The 24115-nt window shown below is 60.2% G+C and carries 24 protein-coding genes and 1 other RNA gene; 3 read left to right on the forward strand and 22 right to left on the reverse strand.

Going from position 1 to position 24115, the window contains the following annotated elements; all coding sequences use genetic code 11:
* Positions 1-20: 20 nt before the first annotated feature.
* The 15 genes from BM344_RS14655 to rsmI all read right to left on the reverse strand — a co-directional run bounded on the left by BM344_RS14655 (position 21) and on the right by rsmI (position 16039).
* Positions 21-860: a cell division protein FtsQ/DivIB gene (locus BM344_RS14655; protein ID WP_091991815.1), complete on the reverse strand. Its 840-nt coding sequence runs from the start codon at positions 858-860 to the stop codon at positions 21-23.
* A complete protein-coding gene (locus tag BM344_RS14660; RefSeq protein ID WP_091991817.1) occupies positions 853-1824 on the reverse strand; it encodes a D-alanine--D-alanine ligase in 972 nt (323 codons plus the stop codon). Before BM344_RS14660 ends, BM344_RS14655 begins: the two co-directional genes overlap by 8 nt.
* 1 nt (position 1825) lies before the next feature.
* Positions 1826-3271: a UDP-N-acetylmuramate--L-alanine ligase gene (murC, locus tag BM344_RS14665; RefSeq protein ID WP_091991819.1), complete on the reverse strand. Its 1446-nt coding sequence runs from the start codon at positions 3269-3271 to the stop codon at positions 1826-1828.
* Positions 3264-4349, reverse strand: coding sequence for an undecaprenyldiphospho-muramoylpentapeptide beta-N-acetylglucosaminyltransferase (murG, locus tag BM344_RS14670; protein ID WP_091991821.1), 1086 nt, complete (start codon positions 4347-4349; stop codon positions 3264-3266). Before murG ends, murC begins: the two co-directional genes overlap by 8 nt.
* Positions 4342-5541: a putative lipid II flippase FtsW gene (gene ftsW, locus BM344_RS14675; RefSeq protein WP_091991823.1), complete on the reverse strand. Its 1200-nt coding sequence runs from the start codon at positions 5539-5541 to the stop codon at positions 4342-4344. Before ftsW ends, murG begins: the two co-directional genes overlap by 8 nt.
* Entirely contained in the window at positions 5541-6881 is a 1341-nt protein-coding gene (murD, locus tag BM344_RS14680) for a UDP-N-acetylmuramoyl-L-alanine--D-glutamate ligase (RefSeq protein ID WP_091991825.1), read from the reverse strand. The genes ftsW and murD overlap by 1 nt, the downstream gene beginning before the upstream one ends.
* A gap of 15 nt (positions 6882-6896) precedes the next feature.
* Entirely contained in the window at positions 6897-7982 is a 1086-nt protein-coding gene (mraY, locus tag BM344_RS14685; protein WP_091991827.1) for a phospho-N-acetylmuramoyl-pentapeptide-transferase, read from the reverse strand.
* Entirely contained in the window at positions 7967-9355 is a 1389-nt protein-coding gene (locus BM344_RS14690) for a UDP-N-acetylmuramoyl-tripeptide--D-alanyl-D-alanine ligase (protein ID WP_091991829.1), read from the reverse strand. Before BM344_RS14690 ends, mraY begins: the two co-directional genes overlap by 16 nt.
* Positions 9352-10836, reverse strand: a complete 1485-nt coding sequence (locus tag BM344_RS14695) for a UDP-N-acetylmuramoyl-L-alanyl-D-glutamate--2,6-diaminopimelate ligase (RefSeq protein WP_091991831.1) — start codon at positions 10834-10836, stop codon at positions 9352-9354. Before BM344_RS14695 ends, BM344_RS14690 begins: the two co-directional genes overlap by 4 nt.
* A gap of 4 nt (positions 10837-10840) precedes the next feature.
* Positions 10841-12580 (reverse strand): peptidoglycan D,D-transpeptidase FtsI family protein, encoded by a 1740-nt coding sequence (locus tag BM344_RS14700; RefSeq protein WP_091991833.1) that lies wholly within the window; start codon positions 12578-12580, stop codon positions 10841-10843.
* A 34-nt stretch (positions 12581-12614) separates the two neighbouring features.
* Positions 12615-13019 carry a cell division protein FtsL gene (gene ftsL / locus BM344_RS14705; protein WP_091991835.1) on the reverse strand — a complete coding sequence of 135 codons (405 nt, stop codon included), beginning with the start codon at positions 13017-13019 and terminating at the stop codon, positions 12615-12617.
* Positions 13020-13021: 2 nt separating this feature from the next.
* Positions 13022-14005, reverse strand: a complete 984-nt coding sequence (rsmH, locus tag BM344_RS14710) for a 16S rRNA (cytosine(1402)-N(4))-methyltransferase RsmH (RefSeq protein ID WP_091991837.1) — start codon at positions 14003-14005, stop codon at positions 13022-13024.
* Complete coding sequence (gene mraZ / locus BM344_RS14715) at positions 14002-14454, reverse strand: division/cell wall cluster transcriptional repressor MraZ (protein WP_091991839.1); 453 nt, start codon at positions 14452-14454, stop codon at positions 14002-14004. The genes rsmH and mraZ overlap by 4 nt, the downstream gene beginning before the upstream one ends.
* 301 nt (positions 14455-14755) lie before the next feature.
* Positions 14756-15106: RNase P RNA component class A (gene rnpB / locus BM344_RS14720), an RNA gene on the reverse strand.
* Between the two features lie 57 nt (positions 15107-15163).
* Entirely contained in the window at positions 15164-16039 is an 876-nt protein-coding gene (rsmI, locus tag BM344_RS14725) for a 16S rRNA (cytidine(1402)-2'-O)-methyltransferase (protein WP_167363251.1), read from the reverse strand.
* Positions 16040-16291: 252 nt separating this feature from the next.
* Between rsmI and BM344_RS14730 the strand changes: the two genes are divergently transcribed.
* From BM344_RS14730 to BM344_RS14740, 3 genes are read left to right on the forward strand one after another with little or no spacing between them, the layout of a single operon-like run.
* On the forward strand, positions 16292-18085 hold the full coding sequence (locus BM344_RS14730; protein WP_228143653.1) for a penicillin-binding protein activator: 1794 nt from the start codon (positions 16292-16294) through the stop codon (positions 18083-18085).
* A 26-nt stretch (positions 18086-18111) separates the two neighbouring features.
* A complete protein-coding gene (locus BM344_RS14735) occupies positions 18112-18477 on the forward strand; it encodes a YraN family protein (protein ID WP_091991845.1) in 366 nt (121 codons plus the stop codon).
* 10 nt (positions 18478-18487) lie between these two features.
* Positions 18488-19078 (forward strand): SIS domain-containing protein, encoded by a 591-nt coding sequence (locus tag BM344_RS14740; RefSeq protein ID WP_091991847.1) that lies wholly within the window; start codon positions 18488-18490, stop codon positions 19076-19078.
* 45 nt (positions 19079-19123) lie between these two features.
* Here BM344_RS14740 and BM344_RS14745 read toward each other — a convergent pair whose 3' ends face one another.
* The 7 genes from BM344_RS14745 to rplM all read right to left on the reverse strand — a co-directional run bounded on the left by BM344_RS14745 (position 19124) and on the right by rplM (position 23990).
* Positions 19124-19537: a ClpXP protease specificity-enhancing factor gene (locus BM344_RS14745; protein ID WP_208603447.1), complete on the reverse strand. Its 414-nt coding sequence runs from the start codon at positions 19535-19537 to the stop codon at positions 19124-19126.
* Positions 19538-19596: 59 nt separating this feature from the next.
* Positions 19597-20226 (reverse strand): glutathione S-transferase N-terminal domain-containing protein, encoded by a 630-nt coding sequence (locus BM344_RS14750; RefSeq protein WP_091991851.1) that lies wholly within the window; start codon positions 20224-20226, stop codon positions 19597-19599.
* 108 nt (positions 20227-20334) lie between these two features.
* Positions 20335-21090 (reverse strand): cytochrome c1, encoded by a 756-nt coding sequence (locus BM344_RS14755; RefSeq protein WP_091991853.1) that lies wholly within the window; start codon positions 21088-21090, stop codon positions 20335-20337.
* Positions 21090-22322 (reverse strand): cytochrome b, encoded by a 1233-nt coding sequence (locus BM344_RS14760; protein ID WP_091991855.1) that lies wholly within the window; start codon positions 22320-22322, stop codon positions 21090-21092. Before BM344_RS14760 ends, BM344_RS14755 begins: the two co-directional genes overlap by 1 nt.
* A complete protein-coding gene (petA, locus tag BM344_RS14765) occupies positions 22322-22915 on the reverse strand; it encodes a ubiquinol-cytochrome c reductase iron-sulfur subunit (protein WP_091991857.1) in 594 nt (197 codons plus the stop codon). Before petA ends, BM344_RS14760 begins: the two co-directional genes overlap by 1 nt.
* Before the next feature lie 241 nt (positions 22916-23156).
* Positions 23157-23549 (reverse strand): 30S ribosomal protein S9, encoded by a 393-nt coding sequence (gene rpsI / locus BM344_RS14770; protein ID WP_064226992.1) that lies wholly within the window; start codon positions 23547-23549, stop codon positions 23157-23159.
* Between the two features lie 12 nt (positions 23550-23561).
* Positions 23562-23990, reverse strand: coding sequence for a 50S ribosomal protein L13 (gene rplM / locus BM344_RS14775; RefSeq protein WP_008176556.1), 429 nt, complete (start codon positions 23988-23990; stop codon positions 23562-23564).
* Positions 23991-24115 lie beyond the last annotated feature (125 nt).

Here is a 24115-nt window from a genome sequence, read left to right on the forward strand (position 1 = left end):
TAGGTCTGAACAAACCGTTGCTAGGATTTCGGGCCGGAAGCTTCCGCTTCGGCCTTCCACTGGACCGCTACCCCGTTGGTGTAGCGGGCATCCACCCGACTGACTTCATTGGATCGTGCCGCCAGCCGGTTTTCATAAACCGTCATGAACCGTTCAAAGCGCTGCTCTACCTGATCACGGCCAAGAACCACCTCAATGCCATTGGCCAGCTGCAGCGTCCAGGCGCCCCGGTGCTCCAGCGCCAGGCCGGAGAAACCAAGCCCGCGGGCCACCAGTCGATCGCTCATGGTTCGTGCCATGGCGATCACATCGCGCACCCTCTCGTCCGGCCCGGCCAGTCGCGGCAGCGGTCCGGCCACCTCCGGGTTGGGAGGTGCAAACAGCTGTCCGGTACGGCTGACCAGGCGACCGTCGGTCCAGTAGGCCAGCGGTTTTTTCTCCCGGATGTCGATCACCAGCCGATCCGGCCACACCCGGCGAACCGCTGCGGATTCTACCCAGGGCCGGCGCTCAAGGCTGGCCTTGATCTCGGACAGATCGGTGGCGAAGTAGCTCTTGCCGATCCAGTTACCGGCCGCTCTTTCGATCGCCACCCGGCTGTCGCCCACGAAGTCCCCTTTCACATCCACCGCAAGGATCTGCTGGTCCATGGCGGTGAGAACCTTGCCGGTCCCCCAGGGCACCAGTCCGGCCAGCAGAACAATCACCGCGCCCAGCCCCACCTGGAGCCAGGGCACCGCGGCCAGTACGCCTCGCAACAGGCCAAACCGGTCCCGCTCAGGCTCCAGGGAGGTGGCTCCCCGACGCCGGGGCGGCTCGGGCGGGGTCGCCCGGCTCCGGATCAGCACTGTTTCAAACATCGCTGCCCTCCAGCGTGTCCTTGAGTATCCGCACCACCAGCTCCTCGAAAGAGATGCCGGCGGCCCTGGCCGCCATGGGCACCAGGCTGTGATCGGTCATACCCGGTACCGTATTCACCTCCAGCAACCAGAACTGTCCGTCGCCGTCCTGCATAACATCAACACGACCCCAGGTGCGACAGCCCACCACCCGAAACGCTTCCAGCGCCAGGTGCTGGAGGCGGACTTCGTCCTCCGGCGCCAGGCCACAGGGAATGCGGTACCGGGTGTCGTCGGCCAGGTACTTGGCCTCGTAGTCATAGAACACGTGCTCGGTGCTGGCACTCAGCCCGATGGCCGGCAGGGCCTGATCCTGCAGCAGGCTGACGGTAAACTCTGGCCCTTCAACCCATTCCTCTACCAGCACCATGCTGTCCAGGGCAGCCGCCGCCTCGTAGGCATCGACCAGCTCCGCTGCGGTGTGCACCTTGCGGATTCCGATGCTGGATCCCTCCCGGGACGGCTTCACACTGAGCGGTGCCTTCAACTCCTTCAGGATCTGTTCAGCCTGCCCGACACCGGACATGGTCCGGAATTTCGGCGTCGGCAAGCCGCAACCCTCGAACACGTATTTGGTTCTGAGCTTGTCCATGGCCAGAGCGGAGGCCATCATTTCACTTCCGGTGTAGGGAATCCCCGCCTGAGACAGGATCGCCTGCAGCGTACCGTCTTCCCCTCCGCGCCCGTGAAGGGCGATAAAGACCCGGTCAAACTCGGGGTTGTCGACGGTTCGCAGCAGACACCCCTGAACGTCAACGGCAAAGGCGTCAACTCCTGCGGACACCAGAGCCGCCAGTACCGCCTTGCCACTTTTCAGGGAAACTTCCCGCTCTGCCGAATCTCCGCCCATGAACACAGCCACGCGACCGAAGGCACGGACCAGCTCGGGATCGGCCTGATAGGCCTGGGGTTCGGGATGATGCATATCACTCACTGGCCATCACTCCTGCGGCCGCCAGACGGGCCGCTACGCCACCAATGTCACCGGCGCCCTGGGTAATCAGCAGGTCGCCATCCTGCAGCACGTTGGCCAGCAGGGATTCAATTTCACGGTTGTCCTCGACAAATACCGGTTCCACCTGACCCCGCTGGCGAATACTGCGACACAGGGCCCGACCGTCGGCGCCCGGGATGACTGGCTCGCCGGCGGAATAGACATCCATAAGCAACAGACCGTCCACTTCCGACAGCACCCGGACAAAATCCTCATACAGGTCACGGGTTCGGGTGTAACGATGGGGCTGATACAGCATCACCAGACGCCGATCCGGCCAGGCGTCATGAGCCGCACGAATGACAGCCTCAACCTCTGTGGGATGGTGCCCGTAGTCGTCCACCAGGGTGACCGTCCCCCGCGGCGTCTTGTAATCGCCGTAGACCTGGAATCGGCGGCCGACACCGGCAAACCCGGCGAGGCCCCGACAGATGGCGTCGTCTTCCACGCCTTCATCGGTAGCGACGGCAATGGCCGCAAGGGCATTGAGGACGTTGTGTCGGCCCGGCATCTTGAGCTCGACAGCCAGATCACTGCGGCCACCCGGGCGCTTGACAACAAAATGCGTCCGCAGGCCGTCGGAAGAAATGTTCTCCGCCCGGTAGTCGGCGTCGGGATTGTCGATGCCATAGGTGATGATGGCCCTGGAGATCCTGGGGATGATCTCCTGTACATAGCCGTCATCCACGCACATCACCGCAACGCCGTAGAACGGCAGATTGTGCAGAAAATCCACGAAGGTCTGCTTGAGCTTCTCCACATCACCGCCGTAGGTGTCCATGTGGTCCGCTTCGATGTTGGTAACCACCGAGATCACCGGCGTCAGGTGCAGGAACGAGGCGTCACTCTCATCGGCCTCGGCCACCAGATAGCGGGAACCGCCCAGTTGGGCATTGGTACCGGCACTGTTGAGCTTGCCGCCGATCACGAACGTCGGATCCAGGCCTGCTTCGCCGAGGATAGAGGCGATCAGGCTGGTGGTGGTGGTTTTGCCGTGCGTGCCGGCCACGGCAATGCCGTGCCGATAACGCATGATCTCCGCCAGCATCTCGGCCCTCGGCACGATGGGCACGCGACGGCTCCGGGCCGAAGCCACCTCAGGATTGTCGGCGCCGACGGCGGAGGACACTACCACCACATCGGCACTGGCACTGTTCTCTTCCCGATGGCCGATCTGGACGTCCACGCCCATGGCCTTGAGGCGGTCGGTGACCGCGCCTTCCTTCAGGTCCGAGCCCGATACGTCGTAGCCCTGGTTCTTAAGGACCTCGGCAATACCACTCATGCCCGCACCGCCAATGCCAACAAAGTGAATGTGGCGGATCCGGCGCATTTCGGGCACCTGGTAGACCAGGGGCGGATTGGTTACATCAGCCATGAGCGGCCTCCAGACAATAATTTACGACTCTCTCCGTGGCGTCCGGGCGCGCCAGGGCACGAGCTGCCTTTGCCATATCCACCACCCGGTTACGGTCCCGGGCCAGGTCGCCCAGGGTTTCCGCCAGCACCGCCGGAGTCATTTTGGATTGAGGAATCAGGATGGCCGCCTTCGCCGCCACCATGTGTTCGCCATTGCGGGTCTGGTGATCGTCCACCGCATGGGGAAAGGGCACCAGAACCGCACCGATACCCACCGCACAGAGCTCTGACACGGTCAGCGCGCCAGATCTGCACAGCACCAGATCGGCCCATTGATAGGCTTCGGCCATGTCCTTGATAAACGGCTCTACACTGGCCTCGACGCCATGGCGTTCGTAGGCGGCCCTTGCCGCATCGGCATGACGCTCACCACACTGGTGACGAACCAGCGGGCGTTCCTGTTCCGGCAGCAGAGCAAGCGCCTCCGGCAACTGTTCATTGAACGCCTGCGCCCCCAGGCTGCCGCCAATCACCAGCAATTTCAGGGGGCCGGAACGCCCGGCAAGGCGTTCTCCCGGCCCTGGCAGCGCGGCCAGATCCTCACGCACCGGATTACCGGTACAGCGGGTGACTACCTTGGCGCCAAAACTACCCGGAAACGCTTCCAGTACGGTATGGGCGAATCGAACCAGCAATCGGTTGGTCAGACCGGCAATGGCGTTCTGCTCATGAATCACCAGTGGCGTACGAGTGAGCCAGGCAGCAACGCCGCCGGGGCCAGTCACGAAACCACCCATGCCCACCACACAGTGGGGCCGGATGCGCCGCAATACGGTATAGGCCTCGCCAAGCGCGCGCATAAGGCGGAAAGGCGCGGCCAGCAAGGCCAACCTGCCCTTGCCCCGGAGGCCGGAAATATGGATCAGCGACAGCGGAATGTCGGTGTCGGATATCAATCGCTGCTCCATGCCTCCGCTGGCGCCCAGCCAGTACACCTGGTGACCACGGGCCTCAAGCGCGCGGGCAGTCGCCAGAGCAGGAAAAACATGGCCGCCGGTACCACCAGCCATCATCAGGAAGCGGCGCTGATCAGTCATAGACCGCACCTCCCCGGCTCCTGGGGCCGGTCTTCTCCCGTGCCAGCTTTTCCTGGTCCAGGCGTTCCATCTCGATGCGGGCCAGAACCCCGATACAGACGCAGGTGATCATCAGGCTCGAACCGCCATAACTGACCAGTGGCAGGGTCAGTCCCTTGGTGGGCAGCAGCCCAGTGCTCACCGCCATGTTGATGCCGGCCTGCAGGCCGATCAGCAGTGTCAGCCCGTAGCCAAAGCAGGCGCCAAAAGGCATGTCCGCTTTCTCCGCCCGCCGCGCGATCACGAATCCACTGACCACCAGCAGTGCGAACAGTCCCAGTACCAACAATGACCCCAGCAGGCCGAACTCCTCGGCAATGATGGCGAAGATGAAGTCCGTGTGGGCCTCTGGCAGGTAGAACAGCTTCTGGATCGAGTTGCCGAGACCAACGCCGGCCCACTCACCACGACCAAAGGCAATCAGTGATTGAGTCAGTTGGTAGCCACTGTCGAACTGGTCCTTCCAGGGATCGAGATAGCTGACCACCCGCTTCAGACGGTAAGGCTGGGTCACGATGAGAATGGCACCGAGTACCACCAGCGTACCGATCAGTGGCATGAACCGGCTGAGCCGCACACCGCTCAGGAAGATCATGCCCGCTGCCGCCGTTACCAGCACCACCGTGGCCCCGAAGTCCGGCTGGATCACCAGCAGGACCGATGCAAGTCCCAGCACGACCAGTGGCTTGAGGAAACCTGGCCAGGTGTTGAGCAGCTCCTCTCGGCGGCGGACCACGTAGCCGGCCAGATAGGCAATCAGACAGAGCTTGGCAACTTCCGACACCTGGACATTGAACAGGCCAAAAGGAATCCAGCGAGTGGACCCGTTGACCGTGCGCCCCAGGGGCGTGAGCACCAGAAACAGAGACAGCAATCCGATACCCAGAAGCAACCATCCGCTGCGCTCCCACCAGGCAACAGGCACATTGACCGCAACCAGCGCCAGCAGGCACCCGAGGGCGGCGAAAATGAGCTGACGAACCACATAGTAGTAACTGTTACCCACAGTTTCGGCGGCCATGTCCATGGACGCCGAGGAGATCATGATCACACCCAGCACCAGCAGCGCAGCGGCGCTGACCACCAACATAGGCAATGGCTGGATTTCTCCCAGCCAGGCGTTGCGACGTTGCAGTGAAAGATCTGCGTGCATCACAGGCCCTCCACCAGCGAACGGAACTGATCACCACGATCCAGGTAATCCCGGAACATGTCGAAACTTGCGCAGGCCGGGGACAGCAACACCCGGTCACCCGACTGGGCAATGTCGGCCGACAGTGCGACAGCTTCGGCCAGATCGTCGGCGTAATGAACCTCGATACCACTGCCGAACACCTCCGCGATGGCGCGTGCATCCCGGCCGATCAGCACGACCGCGCGGCAATGCAAGGCTACCGGCGCCTCCAGAGCGGTGAAATCGGCGCCCTTGCCGTCTCCGCCGGCAATCAGCACGACTTTGCCATCGCGGGGCGCGAGACTCTCGATCGCCGCCACCGTCGCCCCCACATTGGTGCCCTTGGAATCGTTGATGAAATCAACACCGTTGAGCCTTCGAATAAACTCGCACCGGTGCGGCAGGCCCGGAAACTCCCGGGCCACCGACAGCATGATGTCCATCGGCAGCCCGGCGGCATGACCCAGGGCAAGGGCCGCCATAACGTTACTGATGTTGTGGCTCCCCATGAGCTTCAGTTCGCTGGCCAGCAACAGGTTGTCGAAACCGAAGGTAATCCAGGTACCCTGGTCGTCGTCACGGGTACTGAAGGTCTCGGGATTGACCCGGTGGAACCCGAAGCACAGGAAGCGCAGGTTATCCCTTGCCATGGGGGTGCTGAGTGCGTCGTCCAGATTGACAATGGCATTCTGGCATCCACGGAAGATCCGCTGTTTGGCCTGAAAGTAGGCCATCTTGTTCGGGTAGCGATCCATGTGATCGTCACTGACGTTCAGCACGGTGGCGGCCAGTGCGTTGAGTTCTTCGGTGGTTTCAAGCTGAAAGCTGGACAGCTCCAGAACATACAGCTCTGCCCCGTGCCCCAGCAGGTCCAGTGCCGGAGTGCCGATATTGCCGCCAACCGCCACGCGGCGACCGGCCGCTTTGGCCATCTCACCCACCAGGGTGGTGACGGTGGTTTTACCGTTGGAGCCGGTGATGGCAACGATGGGGGCGTCCGCCGCCTCGGCGAACAGATCGATATCGCCGCGAATCCGGGCACCCTGGCTGGCCGCCGCAGCGACGGCCGGCTCGGCCACACTGATGCCCGGGCTGACCACCAGTTCGTTGAAACCGCAGAACAACTCCGCATCAAAGCGGCCAAGGTAGACTGGCACGTCCGGCCACTCGGCCTTCAGTTCTGACAGCCCTGGCGGCTGCTCACGATTATCAGCCACGGCGATTTCCCGGCCTTGCCCGGACAGATAGCGCACGCACGAGAGCCCGGTTTTACCGAGCCCTACGATCAGTGTGCGACGATCCGAAACAATGACACTCATAGTTGCAGCGTTGTCCTATCTCAGTTTCAGACTGGCAATGCCAATCAGTACAAGAACCACGGTAATGACCCAGAACCGGACGATCACTCGAGGCTCGGGCCAGCCCTTGAGCTCAAAATGGTGGTGCAGCGGCGCCATCCGGAAAATCCGGCGTCCGGTCAGGCGGAACGAGGCCACCTGCAGGATCACCGACACGGTTTCCATCACAAACACACCGCCCATGATGAACAGCACGATTTCCTGGCGCACGATCACCGCGACCACACCCAGGGCCGCGCCCAGGGCCAGTGCACCGACATCGCCCATGAACACCTGTGCGGGGTAGGTGTTGAACCACAGAAACCCGAGGCCGGCGCCGACCAAGGCACCGCAGAACACAATCAGCTCACCGGTGCCGGGCAAATGCGGAATCAGCAGATAGTTTGCGAACTGGGCATGGCCGGACACGTAGGCGAAGATACCCAGGGCCGCCGCCACCATGACCGTTGGCATGATCGCCAGGCCATCCAGACCGTCGGTGAGATTGACCGCGTTGCTGCTGCCCACAATCACGAAATAGGTCAGCAGGATGAACAGCACCGGCCCAAGCGTCAGCGAGACCTGCTTGACAAACGGCACGTAGAGCGAGGTTTCCTGGGGCAGCGAGGAGCTGAAGAACAGCACCACAGCGGCCGTGGCCCCGATCACCGATTGCCAGAAGTATTTCCAGCGCGCGGGCAGGCCTCTTGGATTGCGCTCCACCACCTTGCGGTAGTCGTCCACCCAGCCAATAGCGCCGAACAGCAGCGTCACCAGCAAGGTCACCCAGACATAGCGGTTGCTGAGATCCGCCCACAGCAGCGTACTGATGCCGATGGCCACCAGGATGAGTGCGCCGCCCATGGTCGGCGTGCCTGCCTTGCTGAGATGAGTCTGGGGGCCATCGTCCCTCACCGCCTGGCCAATCTGGTACTGACTGAGTTTGCGAATCATCACCGGCCCGATGATCAGCGAGATCAGCAGCGCCGTGAGTGTTCCCAGGATCCCGCGCAGAGTCAGGTACTGAAACACCGTCAGGGCGGAGAAATACTGTGATAGGACCTCTGTCAGCCAGAGCAGCATGAATCGTTCACCTTTTCTTTTATTCCCTCCACCACTCGATCCATGGCGGAACTGCGAGAACCCTTGACCAGCACGTTCAAGGGTGTGTGTCCTGCATTGAGTGCTGATTCAACGGCCTGCTCGTGGCTCAGCCCCAGTTCGGCGGCTTCGCCAAACCCGTCGCCGTAGCCTTCGCAGCCGGGGCCGACAGCTATCAACCGGTCAATCCCAAGATTCCGGGCGTGCTCACCCACTTCTTGATGCATCCTTCTGGCGTCTGGGCCCAGCTCGGCCATAGCACCGAACACCGCGATCTTCTGCCCTGCCCGGCCTGCCAGCACATCCAGCGCGGCTTTCATGGAGGCCGGGTTGGCGTTGTAGCTGTCGTCAATGACGGTCAGCTCGGGCGTGAGTGGCAGGATCTGCAGCCGCCCCTTCGCCGGGGCAACACTCTCCAGCCCGGCGACAATGGCCTGATCGCCGGCACCCAGTTCCCGGGTTGCCGCGACCGCCAGCAGCATGTTGGTCAGGTTATGGTCGCCTGCCAGGCTTAGCCGAACCCGGAGCCGCCACTGGCCAGGGCCAGTCACCATCAACTCCCGAACGCCTGCGTCCTCACGCTCAACCACCACCTGATAATCGGCATTGGCACCAAGCCGACTGACACCGACACACCGGCGGGATCCGGCGCGGCGCCGCCATTGCTCGAACGCCGGATCGTCCTGGTTCAGGACCACCAGGCCATCGGCGGTTACACCATCAATAATCTCGCCCTTGGTGAGCACGATGTTTTCATAGCTACCGAACCCTTCGAGGTGAGCCTGGCCCGCGTTGGTCAGAATGCCCACCCGGGGCTTGGCCATGGCGACGGTGTGGGCAATTTCGCCCACGCCGCTGGCACCCAGTTCGATAACACCAAAGCGGTGCTCCGGGGACAGCCTGAACAAAGTCAGGGGCACACCGATGTGGTTGTTCAGGTTACCCTCGGTAAACAGGGTGTTGCCCACCTGGCGCAGGATCGCGGCACACATCTCCTTGACCGTGGTTTTGCCGCTGCTGCCGGTGATGGCCACAATACCGGCACCGCTTTCGAGACGATTCGCCATTGCCAGTTGCGCCAGCGCCTCAATGGTGTCCGTAACCACCAGTTGGGGCATGGTTATGTCGGCAACCGGCGTGTCCACCACCGCAGCCACGGCGCCGGCTGCCGCCGCCTGTGACAGGAAACGATGGCCGTCAAAATTATCGCCCCGAAGTGCAACGAACAGCTGGCCCGGCTTGAGGCTGCGGGTGTCGGTTGAAACGCCTTCGAACACCAGCGCATCGAGGGCATCGGTCGCGCATCCTGCACCGAGCCATTGCCTGGCTTCCGCCAGGGAAAAGGCGCGCATCATGCCACACCTCCGTTCAGGTTAAGCATGTGGCGAACCTGTTCGGCATCACTGAACGGATACTTCTGCCCTGAGATTTCCTGATAGGCCTCGTGCCCCTTGCCAGCCACCAGAACCAGGTCCTCCGGGCCGGCTGATTCGATGGCGGCCTGAATGGCACGGGCCCGATCGTGAATCACCCGGACCGTTTTCGGATCTTCGAAGCCGACCAGGATATCCTGGACAATGGCCGCGGGATCCTCGTTGCGAGGGTTGTCATCGGTCACCATTACCAGGTCGGCCAGAGCCTCGGCCTCACGGGCCATTTCCGGACGCTTGCCCGGATCCCGATCGCCGCCACAACCAAACACGCAGATCAGCTTGCCGGCCACATGAGGCCGTAATGCCGACAGCGCGTTGGCCAGGGCATCGGGAGTATGGGCGTAATCCACCACAACCCGCGTACCCTGGGCACTGGCAAAACGTTCCAGTCGACCAGGGGGCGGTGTCAGGCGACTCGCCGCCGTCTGAACACGTTCTACCGGAACTCCCAGGGTCAGCACTGTGGCCATGGAGGCCAGCACGTTGCTGGCGTTGAAGCTGCCCATCAGGGGCACCGAGATGTCAAACCGACCCCATTCACCGTCCAGCTCGGCCTCGAAACCATGATCGGTGGGCCGGAACTCCCGCATCCAGAGTTCGGTCTGGGCCTCATGGAGGCTATACCGAACCCGATCACATTTGCCTTCCAGTTGACCAAACAGCTGCCGACCGAAAGGATCGTCAAAATTGATCACGGAAAAATGCAACTCTTCCCGTTCGAAAAGACGAGCCTTGGCAGCGCCATAGGCTTCCATGGAACCGTGGTAATCCAGATGGTCGCGGGTCAGATTGGTAAACACGGCACCGGTCATGGTCAGGTTATCCACCCGGCCCTGGTCAAGGGCGTGGGAGGACACTTCCATCACCGCTGCCCGAGCATCCTGCTTCAGGATCCGAGCCAGCACTCTATTGACCTGTACCACGTCGGGTGTGGTGTGGCTGGCAGGTTGCAAAGCACCCGGCATGCCGTAACCGAGCGTGCCAAGGGTTCCGCATGGCGTTCCGGTTTCCTTGAGCAACTGAGCCACGAACTGGCAAACCGAGGTCTTTCCATTGGTACCAGTCACCCCGAGCAGGCGCAGACGCTGGGACGGGTGTTCGAAAAACCGGTCGGCTAGCTTCCCCACCAGCTTTCGCAAGCCGACAATCGGCACCACCAGGGCGCCACGGCGCTCCTGACACGGGCCGTCCTGTTCCGTCTGCAGAAGAATGACGGTGGCGCCCGCCTCGATGGCGCTGTCGACGTAAAAGTCCGACGGCGTTCGAGCTCCGGGCAGGGCAATAAAGGCATCGCCGGTCGTCACGTCACGGCTGTCGGTCTTCAGACCGTGGATGGTCACATCAAAAACTGACGGAACCGCGACCATGCCTTGCAACAGAGTGCTGAGTGATGTGATGCACATAGGCCTACCCTCGTTCTCCGGCAGCGGGAGCACCGTGTTTCATTTTTCCCACTTCCAGCTCAGGCTTCACGTTCAACAGTCGCAGTGCGTCACTCATCACCCGCGAGAATACAGGCGCCGCCACTTCGCCGCCGTAATATTCTCCGGACTGCGGCGCATCAACGGCCACAACCGTAACCAGTCTGGGGTTATCAATAGGCGCCATACCGGCAAAAATGGCCTTGTACTGGCTATCTTCGTAACCCTGCGCACCCACCAGATGCACCGTGCCGGTCTTGCCGCCGGCAGAATAGAAACCGGGCTGGGCACGCTTGCCGGTGCCTCGGGCCACCGCCTCGCGGAGCATGTTGCGCACCTGGAAAGTGACCTGCTCTGACAACACCCGCTCACCGGTCGGCTTTTCATCCCGACGCATGAGGCTCAACGGATAGCGTACGCCGCCGTTGGCAATCACCATGTAGGCCTGAGCCAGTTGCAGGGCGTTCACGCTCATGCCATAACCGTAGGACAACGTGGCTTCCTCAACTGGCCGCCACTTTGGTGGTGCTGGCAGAACGCCGACCGCCTCCCCGGGAAAGCCGATACCGGTCGGCTGCCCCAGGCCCAGACGAGCGTAAAGATCCCGGATCACGTCTCCGCCCAGGTCAGTCGCAATCCTGCTGATGCCGACGTTGCTGGATTTGACAATGATCTCAGTCATATCCATCACGCCATAATTGCGATGATCACGGATGGTAAAACGACCGAAACGCCGGAAGCCCGGGTTGGTATCTATGGTACTGTCCACCGTATAGCGACCAGACTCGAGCGCGGCGGCCATGGTGATTGGCTTCATGGTCGACCCGGGCTCAAACAGGTCTGTGATGGCCTTGTTCCGCAGGTTCTCGGCCGCCAGCTGACTGCGATCGTTCGGGTTGTAGGAGCCCTGATTGACCATGGCCAACACTTCGCCGGTATCCACATCCAGCATCACCAGGGTTCCGCCCCGGGCGTTATGGGCGGCGACGACGGCCTTCAGCTCCCGGTAGGCCAGGTACTGCAGCCGCAGATCAATACTGAGAGCAAGGTTGCGACCGGGACTGGCATCACGGATGAGGGTAAGATCCTTGATGACGCGACCCCGGTTGTCCTTGAGCACGCGTTTCAGGCCGGTCTCACCGGATAACCAGGGGTTGTACGCGAGCTCAAGACCTTCCTGGCCGCGCTCATCAATGTCTGTGAAGCCAACCACGTGAGCGGTGACCTCGCCAGCCGGATAGTAGCGCCGGTACTCCTGGCGCGTGTAGACGCCATTAATGTCCAGGGCCATCACCTCGCGGGCAAGGTCAGGCTGGACTTTGCGACGCAGGTAGATGAATTCGCGCCCGGCATAGTCCTGAATCCGCTTCCGCAGTGATGCCTCACTGATATCCAGCAACCTGGCCAGGTTGGTCAGACGAGGTTCCGTGGGGTCGGCTTCCGAGGGGTTGGCCCAGATGGTTTGCACCGGCGTGCTGACAGCCAACGGCTCATCGTAACGATCGGTGATCATGCCCCGGTGCGCGTCGATGCTCTCCACGCGAATGGTGCGCACGTCCCCCTGTTTCCTGAGGAACTCGTTATCAACGACGTGCAGATCAACCAGGCGCCAGCCCAGAGCGCCCACAACCAGTAAAAAGACGCCCACGACGGAACCAAAGCGCCAGGCCGCCAGCCCGGACGCCAAACGCTTCCCCCATGTTGTCTTCTTTCCCTGATCGGACACGTCGATTACCCTGAAGGTTTGTTGTTATCGTGAATTACCGGCTCGCTACCGGAGACATCAAAGGCACCAGCACAATATCCTGGCGCTCGGGCACCACCATGCTGAAACGCTCGGCCGCCAGCTTTTCAACCCGTCCATGTGCGCTTAACGCGCTCTGTTCGAGCAAAAGCTGACTCCACTCGCTCTGGTATCGGTCGCGCTCCGCCTGAAGCTGCGACAGGGTGTTGAATAACTCCCGGTTATCGTGAGCGCTGACCACTACGCCAATGGATGACGCCAGCAGGACTCCCACCAGAGCCAACGTAACCAGCATCCGACCCTGACGCGTGGCATCGAACACCCGGCGAGAAATCCGGACGGCGGTTGCCACGCCCTCCCTGACTCTCTGCTTGTTAAGCTTTGCCGATCTGACCGGCTCTTCTATAGCTACCGCGCCCATGATTACGCGCTCCCCTGCGAGTTTTTCCTGATATCAGTGCGTTCGAGCACCCGCATCACTGCGCTGCGGGCGCGTACGTTATCGCTCACTTCCTCGGCGGCGGCCTTGCTGGCCTTGCCCACGAGGCGAAAATCCGAGGCATCCTGCTCGGCTGTCACCGGAACGCCCTTGGGCAATTGAGGCCCTCGAGCCAGATCCCTCATGAAGCGCTTGACCAAACGGTCCTCCAGCGAATGGAAGCTGATAACCACAAGGCGACCTCCCGGTGCCAGATGATCCACCGCTGCCCTGAGGCCCACCTCGAGATCTTCCAGCTCCCGGTTGATAAAAATCCGGATGGCCTGGAACGTTCGAGTGGCCGGATGTTTGTGCTTTTCCTTTTTGGGCACTGCTTCACTGACCAGCTCGGCCAGTTGCCGCGTGGTTTCCACCGGCGCTTCCTGGCGACGCTCGACGATCAAACGGGCGATACGGCGAGAGAAACGCTCCTCCCCGTATCGGAAAATAACGTTGGCGATGTCGGCTTCTTCCGCCGTGGCCAACCACTCGGCGGCACTGGGCGACTGCTCTGTATTCATCCGCATGTCCAGCGGCCCGTCGCGCATAAAGCTGAACCCGCGGGAGGCATCATCCAGCTGGGGCGACGACACGCCAAGATCCAGCAGGACACCGTTGACCAGGGGCCAGCTCCGGCTCTCCAGCGCGCGCTCCAGCTCCGCAAACGACCCATGAAAGCAATGGAACCGGGCGTCCTCGGTTTCCAGGTTTTTCGCCACCGTGATTGCTTCGGGATCCTTGTCGATGCCCAGCAATCCACCGGCCTGGCCAAGCCGACCAAGAATGAGGCGGCTGTGGCCACCCCGACCGAAGGTGCCGTCCACATAGTGTCCATCGGGGTCGTTGACCAGATAGTCGACCGCCGAGTCCAGAAGCACCGAGCGATGCGCATATGCCGCTCCGGCCTCCTGGCTGCGATCGGAGGTCATAAGGACAGCGCCTCCATTTCCGGCGGCATATCGTCGTCATCGGAAGACTCGTCCAGCCAGGCGAACCAGCGCTCCTCGCTCCATAACTCAAGCTTCTTGCCCTGCCCGATCAACATCAGCTTCTTCTCAAGATGGGCATAGCTTCGGAGCGTAGGCGGGATCAGGATGCGGCCCGCGGAATCCAGCTCCATGGGCGCGGCGTTACCCAGAATCAGCCTTTGCAGGCGCCGGGCGGCCTTGTTCATGTTGGGCAGTGCTTCGATCTTGGGACGCAGAACCTCCCATTCAGGTTCGGGGTACACCAGAAGACAGCGTTCCTCGTCGGCGTTTGCCGTCAACACAATGCGCCCGCCGCAGGCCTGCGCGAGCTCTTCGCGCACCTTGGCGGGGATCGCCAGGCGACCCTTCGCATCCATGTTGATGGCATGACTGCCGAGAAAATTGCTCATTTACACCGTCTCTGAGTACTGGATATCCACAAAAAACCACTAGAAACCACTTTTTCCCACTTCTGCACACTATAGAAACACGCAATACACAATGCAAGCGCCGCAAACAGCGCCACTCTCGGGAAAGTTTCTTTAATGACAGGGGGTTACGGATGCGGATTCGATGAGATGCTGAGATTACGGAAAAGAAAGGGCATAAAATCAAACACCTGCAAAAAAGTCTGAAGAAGGCAAGTGAGGTGTAAGATTTTTTGGCTATAAAGAACGCCTGCTGAGAATGATGGGCGTCACAGAAAGGAAAAAGGCGAGCTCGCCGATAAGCCGGGTTCTGTCGTGGACAGTCATTCATCTAGGGCCTGCGTCACCACAGGCCTCAAGCAACCTACCCGAATCCAGCGCGGGCCACGCCATTGGATTCCTATTTGGTCTTGCTCCAGGTGGGGTTTACCATCGCCGTGGACTGTTGCCAGCCACGCGGTGCGCTCTTACCGCACCATTTCACCCTTACCGGCGCCCGAAGGCGCTTAGGCGGTATACTTTCTGTTGCACTTTCCGTCGGCTCGCGCCGCCCAGGCGTTACCTGGCACCTTGCCCTGTGGAGCCCGGACTTTCCTCCCCCGGATACACCGGCGGCGACTGTCTGGCGAGCTCGGCGCTGACCATACTCGAGCCCTTCTCACCATGCAAGAAAAACCGGATCGCGGCCCACTCACCCTTCCTTCAGTGCGAGCGCGCGCTTATAGAGTTCGTTCTTCGACAACCCGGTGAGCTCGGAAGCAATCCTCGCCACCTTCTTTACCGGCAACTCCGGCAACAGTGCCCGGATGAGCCTGTCAGCGTCCAGTTCACCGGCACTTTCCTTGCCGGTCTCCGCCTGCGCGCCGCGAATCATCAAGACAAACTCCCCACGGCTACCATGAGGGTCAGTCTCCATCGCCTCCTGCACCACCGACACGGTGCCGGAATAAAAGGTCTCGAACGTCTTGGTGATTTCCCGACCGAGGACGATTTCCCGGTCCGGCCCCAGAATGTCAGCCACATCCTGCACACAGTCCAGCACCCGGTGCGGCGATTCGTAGAAAACCAGCGTCGCTGTTTCCGACCCCAGGGACTCGAGGGCCGATCGGCGAGCAGCTCGCTTGGCGGGCAGGAACCCAGCGAACAGAAACCGGTCGGTAGGCAGGCCCGCCGCGCTCAGGGCGGCCACCAGCGCGCATGGGCCGGGGATGGGGCTTACCGGATAGCCAGCCGAGCGAGCTTCGCGAACCACTACGTACCCGGGGTCGGAAATCAGCGGCGTGCCGGCGTCCGAGATCAGCGCAACATCGCGCCCAGCCGCCAACTCGGCAATCAGCGCTGACGCCCGGTCTTTCTCGTTGTGGTCGTGCAGGGCAATCAATCGTTTGTGCAAGCCGAGATGACTCAGCAGCCGCCCGCTGTGCCGGGTGTCCTCGGCCGCTACCACGTCCACGCGCGCCAGAGTTCGGGTCGCCCGTGGAGACAGGTCGTCCAGATTCCCGATGGGTGTTGCCACCACGTATAGCGTGCCTCCGGCGCCATCTTTTCGACCGCCGTCGTTACCCAGTTCACCACCCTCGATTTTCAAGTTGCCTGCCTCTTTGGCCTTGGACGCGTACTCCTGTTCAGGAACACGCGCTCCGTGACAGTTACGTCATGTGAATTGAACCCGGAGCTGTTAAACTTGCCACCGTTAAACTGGCGCTACAAGCCCAATCATCCGGAGTATGTCGAGCCTGCCATGATAAAGATCCGCGTTCATCATCGAGCCCTGACCAGCCTTTTAACCGCGGTCCTTCTATCCGCCGGTTGTGCCAGCGTGAACCTTGACTCACACATCGCCCAGACCGCAAACGAGGCCCTTCAGCTGGCCGGTAACGAAGACAACTTGGAAACCGCCCAGGCTTACCTGCTCCGGATTGCCAGCCGATTCCAGGATCAGGGCAATCACGCGGCCGCACGAACACTACTGCAGAGCGATCAACTGGCGCAACCAGCACCGGCCCTTGCCGGCCAGAAGCAACTGCTCGCCATGGCAAGCGCCGTCGCGCTGGAAGACAGGGCGTGGGCGAAACAGCTCACCACAAACCTGTCGCCTGCCGATTTTGTTGATTATCCCGCCAACCTGATCGCCAGGGCCGCCAATCTTCAGGCTGATACCTACCTGCTCGCAGACAAACCCCTGCCTGCAGCCAACACCCTGATGGTTCTGGCCCAGACCGACACTTCCGCTGATGCCCAGAAGATTCACAACCGGATCTGGTCGCTCCTGAAGAAGGTACCCGATGAGGGACTGGCGTCTTCTTCGGCCGAAGCACTGGGCTATGAAGTCCAGGGATGGCTCGAACTGGCCAGCCTGGTCCGGGCTCCCGACGTGAGCATCGACGAGCAGGGCCGCATCATCAGGAACTGGCAGAATAACTGGCCGGGGCACCCGGCAGCCCAGGTGCTGCCCTCCGAACTTCGTTTGATTGCAAGTCTTGCCGCAAGCAGGCCCGAGAGAATTGCACTGGCCCTGCCCATGCAGGGCCCGCTGGCAACTGCGGGCAAGGCTATACGGGATGGGTTCCTGGCGGCCTACTACCTGGACCAATCGGCAGATCTGGGGGAGACCGACATCCGGATTTTCGATACGTCTGAGACCTCCTTCGCTGATCTGTACCAGCAGCTGTCCCGGCAGAACATTGACCTGATTGTTGGCCCCCTGGAAAAGGATGCCCTGGCGCAACTTGGCAACATGAACACATTGCCGGTGCCCGCCCTCGGCCTCAACTACCTGCCCGCCAACATTCAGCCACCGGAGGGTCTGTACCAGTTCGGCCTTTCAGCAGAAGATGAAGCCCGCCAGATCGCCGATCGTTTGGCTGCCAAAGATCTGCAGCAGGTATTGGTTCTCATTCCCCAAGGCGAGTGGGGTGACCGGGTGGAGGCCGCACTGCTTGAGCGGATGAGCGCTCATGGCGGCACAGCCCTGGACATTGAGCGCTTTTTCCGGGAGGACAACCTTCGCGCCGTAACCGCGGACCTGCTGGGCATTACCGTGTCCCGGGACAGGGCCATTCAGGTGGAACGAACCATCGGCATGGACGTGGAGTTCGAACCGCGCCGCCGGCAGGATGCCGACGCCATCGTGATGGTGGCGGAGCCTACCATTGCCCGCCAGTTCAAACCGCTTTTTGCCTTTTACTTTGGCGGCGATCTGCCGGTCTATTCCCCATCCATCGTGTATGAAGGCTCTCCGGCGCCGGGCCGGGACAGAGACCTCAATGGCGTAGTCTTCACGGACATTCCCTGGGTCCTTGGCCCTGAGAACGAACTTCGTAAACGGGCCACCGATCTGCTGTCGTCAACCCGCGGGCAACCGGGCCGGCTGTTCGCCATGGGCGCCGATGCCTGGCAACTAAGCAAACGGCTGCCGCTACTGAGGCAGGTTGAAAGCGCGTCCATTGCCGGGCATACAGGCATCCTTACCATGACCCGCGAAGGCAGCATTCACCGGGAACAACTCTGGGCGCAGTTCCAGGACGGCGTTCCGGTACGGCTTCCGGATCCCGTCACCGAAGAGCCGGACACCAGCGAAAATCCTGAGGCAAGCTTGCCCCTGCCAAACTGACGTTCAGCAAGAGAGGATCAAAGGCCATGGATGGCAACAGAACCCTGGGCAACCATTTCGAGGGAGTGGCGGCGCGCTACCTGGAACGCAAGGGCGTTAAACTGCTTGAGCGCAACGTGTATAACCGCGGGGGCGAGATCGACCTGATTGGACAGGATGGCGATACGCTGGTTTTCTTTGAGGTCCGGTACCGCGGCCAGGGACACCTTGTGGACCCGGCAAGCTCCATCAACCACGCCAAGCAACAACGACTGGTTCGGGCCGCCTCGTTTTACCTCCACAGGCACGGACTCTGGGACCGGGTAGCACGAATCGACGTCATTGCGATAACCCCCGGAACCGTCAGCAAATACCGGGTACAATGGATCCGGAACGCAATCCTGGCAGCATGAAGTAAGTACCATGACCGACACCGAACATCAGATCAATCAATGGTTCGCCAGCCATATGGAGCACACCGCACAGGCAGCCAGCAGCACCGCTCCAGCTATTGAGGGGGTTGCCAACGCGTTTGTGGCCACTTTGCTTCAGGATGGCAAGATCATCACCTGTGCCAACGGCAATGCCAATATCCTGGCCCAATATTTCTGCACAGCGCTGCTCAATCGGTTTGACCAGGACCGCCCGGCACTGCCTGCCCTGAACCTCGGAGCAGACGCCACAACCTACTCCGCGATCTGTCGCGACAACCGCTTCAATGACACTTTCTCACGCCAGGTTCGTGCCATCGGCAAACCCGGCGACCTGCTCTTCGTGATCGTCGACGATGGCCACAAGGCCAACCTGATTCAGGCCATCCAGGCAGCCCACGACCGGGAAATGAACGTGGTCGTACTGAGTGCCCGGGAAAAGTCCGACATTACCTCACTCCTGCATCCGGAGGATCACGAGATCGCACTCAATAACCTGAGCCCGTCAGAGGCCTCCCCGCTTCTGTTGCTCATTATCAACGCACTGTGCGGACTTATCGACAGCAAACTTTTCGGGGGCTAACAAAAAAGCCAGCGTGTGCTGGCTTTTTTCGGGCTCTTTCTGGATCTACTTGACCACTTTCAGGGTCGGCCTTCCGGAAGGACGCTCCTCACCACCATTCGGCGTATCCGATTCACGTTCACGCCCGGTTCCATCTGGGTCAGGGGAGCCCGGCTCACTGCCAAACACCATACCTTCGCCATTTTCCTTGGCGTAGATTGCCATGACAGCCTGCAACGGAATGAACACCTGCATGGGAACGCCGCCGAAACGAGCGCTGAATTCCAGGGCGCCGTTGCCAATCACCAGTCCACGGACCGCACCCGGGCTGATATTCAGGACTATCTGCCCGTTCGCCACATGCTCCGTCGGGACCTGTACACCCTGTACACCGGCGTCGACAACGATATAGGGAGTGCAGTCGTTATCGAGAATCCATTCATTGAAGGCCCGCACCAGGTACGGACGACTGGACGTCATGGTGTGCTTGCTCTCTACCACTGCCACTCTCCTGCTCCGGCTGGCGATGCCTCGATCAATCAGCTGCGAATGTCTTCTTCCAGATCAGACAGGCTTGCCTTGAAGCCCTCTCGGCCAAAGATACTGTCCATATATTTCTGCACCGGCTTCGCCTGCTTCTCGGTCAACTCGATACCCAGTGCCGGCAAGCGCCACAGAATCGGAGCAATGCAGCAATCGACGATGGTGAATTCCTCAGACAGGAAAAACGGCATCTCACCAAACAGGGGAGCCGTCGCCAGGAGGCTTTCCTTCAATTCCTTGCGGGCCGCCTCCGAAGCCTTGGCCGTCGGTTGCGCCAGAATCTGATCAACCAGGCCACACCAGTCTTTCTGGATCCGATGAATCATCAGACGACTGTTCGCGCGCGCCACCGGGTAAACCGGAAGAAGCGGGGGGTGGGGAAATCGCTCGTCGAGGTATTCCATCATGATGTTGGGCTCGTAGAGCACCAGATCACGGTCCACCAGGGTCGGAAGGGCATTGTACGGATTCAGATCGGCCAGCTCGCCCGGCGGGTTGTCAGGATCCACGTCCACGATATCGACAGTAACACCCTTCTCGGCCAGCACGATACGCACCCTGTGGCTGTAATGGCTGGCAGGATCCGAGAAAAACGTCATTGATGACCGCTTGGTCACAACGCCCATAGAACTACCTCACGAGTAAACAAACCGAAATGATCCTGAAAAACGCAAAAATCCAGCGGGCCGGTTATTGCCCGCTGGAACTCAGGGACGGGGATTATACCCTATTTCTCAGTGTACGTCCTTCCAGTACTCACGATTGAGCAGGTAGGCGAAGACGAAGAAAATAGCGACGAAAATGAGAACAAAAATCCCCAGGCGCTCGCGCTCCAGCTTGACCGGGTCGCCCATGTAGGACATGAAGTTGGTCAGGTCGTACATGGCCTGGTCAAACTCCGCGCCAGACATGGTGCCTTCGATGGCATACTCCGGACACACGTCGGCGTTGTTGATGTTGCCACTGAGCGGCTCCACGGAGGCCTCAACGCCAATGTTCGGTTTCACCGCACACAGACCCTGCATGCTGACCATCACATGGGGCATACCGACATTCGGGAACACCACGTTGTTGACACCCAGGGGACGGCTTTCGTCCTTGTAGAAACCACGCAGATACGAGTACACCCAGGCTTCACCGCGCAGGCGGGTCTCAAGCGTCAGATCAGGTGGCGGCGCACCAAACCAGTCGGCCGCCATTTCTTTCTTCATGGAGTTCTTCATCAACTCGCCGATCTTGGCGCCGGTGAAGATCAGGTTTTCCTCGTACAGCTCGTCCGGGATATCCAGATCTTCGGCCACACGCTTGTAGCGGGCGAACTCCATGGAATGGCATCCCATGCAGTAGTTGGTGAACAGGGCCGCGCCCCTCTGGAGAGAGGCGTCGTCTGAATGATCCGCCTCGAATTTATCCAGCGGAACCGACGACCCTGCTGCCAGCGAGAGAGCCGGCAGGATTGCGATGAAAAGACCAAATATCAGCTTTCTCATTACCCTGTCACCCTCTCTGGAACTGGCTTGGTTTTCTCCATGCGCGTGTAGAACGGCATGAGAATAAAGTAGAGGAAGTAAAGCACGGTCAGGATCTGGGCGACCGCGGTACGACCGGCGGTAGCAGGTACCAGCCCCAGGTAGCCGAGCACCACGAAGCTCACTACAAAGATCGCCAGCGCAATACGACTCATCCAGCCCTTGTAGCGCATGGAGCGTACCGGGCTCTTGTCCAGCCAGGGCAGAACAAACAGGATTGCAATCGCGCCGCCCATGACCACGACACCCCAGAATTTGGCAGGGAGGCCGAACAGATCGACAGTAACCGCACGAAGCATCGCGTAGAACGGCGTGAAATACCAGACCGGGGCAATGTGCTCAGGCGTCTTCAGAGGGTTCGCAGGCTCAAAGTTGGGCTTCTCGATGAACAGCCCGCCACCTTCCGGGAAGAAGAACACTACGATAAAGAAGATGAAGAAGAACACGCCCACACCCAGCAGGTCGTGAACCGTGTAGTACGGATGAAACGGGATACCGTCTTTGGGTATGCCATTCTCGTCCTTGTTCTTCTTGATATCGATACCGTCAGGGTTGTTCGAACCCACTTCGTGCAGAGCCAGGATATGCAGAACCACCAGACCAAGCAGAACGATGGGCAGGGCCACCACGTGCAGGGCGAAGAAGCGGTTCAGCGTAATACCCGAGATCAGATAGTCACCACGAATCCAGAGCGACAGATCTTCCCCGATAACCGGAATGGCACCGAACAGGTTAACGATAACCTGGGCACCCCAGTAGGACATCTGGCCCCAGGGCAGCAGGTAACCCATGAAGGCCTCAGCCATGAGGATCAGGTAAATCAACATGCCGAAGATCCAGATCAGCTCACGGGGCTTCTGATAGGAGCCGTACATCAGGCCGCGGAACATGTGGAGATAGACCACGATGAAGAAAGCAGATGCGCCCGTGGAGTGCAGATAACGGAGCAACCAACCCCACTGAACGTCACGCATGATGTACTCCACGGAGGCGAAGGCGCCTTCCGCAGTCGGGTTGTAGCTCATGGTCAGCCAGATGCCGGTAACCAGCTGGTTAACCAGTACCAGCATGGCCAGAGAGCCAAAGAAGTACCACATGTTGAAGTTCTTCGGCGCGTAATACTTGCCGACGTGCTTGTTCCAGGCGTCAACGACCGGCAGACGTTCATCCACCCAGTTAATGAACTTGTTCATTACGCAGCCTCCGGATCAAGACCAATGGTCAGGGTGTCGTCATCGTCGTAACGGTATGGCGGCACTTCGAGGTTCAACGGCGCAGGCTGCGCTTCATAGACCCGGCCAGCCAGATCGTACTTGGAACCGTGGCAGGGACAGAACAGACCGCCCAGCCAGTCTTCGCCCAGGTCTTCAGGTGACACTTCCGGACGGTAGCTGGGCACGCAACCGAGGTGAGTACAGAGCCCGACGAGCACTGCGATTTCCGGCTTGAGCGCTCGGTAGATTCCGTCAATGTATGGCGGCTGCTGAGGCGCTTCCGACTGAGGGTCTTTGACTTCCTCATTCAGCTTCTCGATGTTCTCAAGCATGGTATCGGTTCGGCGGATGATCCAGACCGGCTTACCGCGCCACTCGACCGTAATCTGCTGACCGGGCTCAATCTTGCTGACATTGACGGTTACCGGTGCACCGGCTGCTTCCGCTTTTGCGCTGGGGTTCCAGGACCCCAGAAACGGAACCGCCGCACCGACGACGCCCGCTCCACCTACCACAGACGTAGCACCGATCAAAAACCGGCGCCGGCCCTGGCTAACGTCGCCATTACTCATTATGGTTTTCTCCCATCAGGCGATGCTACAGCCCGCAGAACCGCCGGCACGTGCATCTTAAAGGACTTCACAACCCAAAAATATAAGCGCCCAAATGGTAATGAAATTACCAGGGGCTTACAAGTCGGAAAGCCCCGGCAAGACGCCCACTCCCTGCGCCATGTCAATTCGGGAACCAACCGGCAAGGCATAAAAAAACCCGACCGGAGGGGTCGGGTTTTTCGGTTCTGCACCAGCGTGATTAACGCTTGGAGTACTGAGGACGCTTACGCGCCTTGCGCAGACCCACTTTCTTACGCTCGACTTCACGGGCGTCACGGGTAACGTAACCCGCTTTGCGCAGAGCCGGACGCAGGGTTTCGTCGTAGTCCATCAGAGCGCGGGTCAGACCGTGGCGAATAGCGCCGGCCTGGCCACTGATACCACCACCCTTCACAGTGATGTTGATATCGAAACGATCGGTGGACTCGGCAACCACGAGCGGTTGACGAACGATCATGCGCAGGGTCTCACGACCGAAAAAGTCTTCGATGGAGCGACCATTGATAGAGATGTTACCGCTTCCCGGCTTGATGAAAACCCGAGCCGTGGATGTCTTGCGGCGACCAGTACCGTAATTTTGTGCTACAGACATATCCGCCTTCCGTTAAATGTCGAGTTCTTTGGGCTGCTGGGCTGCGTGAGGATGCTCAGCGCCGGCATAGATTTTCAGCTTCTTGAACATGGCGCGGCCGAGCGGGCCCTTCGGAAGCATGCCTTTCACAGACTTCTGGATGATTTGCTCGGGTGCCTTGTCGACCAGCTTCTCGAAGTTGATGGATTTGATTCCACCGGGAAAGCCGGTATGGCTGTAATACATCTTGTCAGATGCTTTTTTGCCGGTAACCCGCACCTGGCTCGCATTGATCACAACAATGTAATCGCCGGTGTCTACGTGAGGGGTGTACTCAGGCTTATGCTTGCCCCGCAGACGAAGGGCGATTTCGGTTGACAGACGACCCAGCGTCTTGCCGGCTGCGTCTACAACGTACCAGTCACGTTTTACTGTTTCTGGTTTCGCACTCAGAGTCTTCATGATTCCGCCTTGAACGCTATATAAGAAACGTTAAAAACCGCCACCGGTAAATGCAAGGCATCCGGAGGAGGTTCCATACCTGTATGTTGCGCTGCCATCATTCGGGGCTGAGATAATGACATCGC

The organism is Marinobacter gudaonensis, from assembly GCF_900115175.1.
Taxonomy (GTDB): Bacteria; Pseudomonadota; Gammaproteobacteria; order Pseudomonadales; family Oleiphilaceae; genus Marinobacter; species Marinobacter gudaonensis.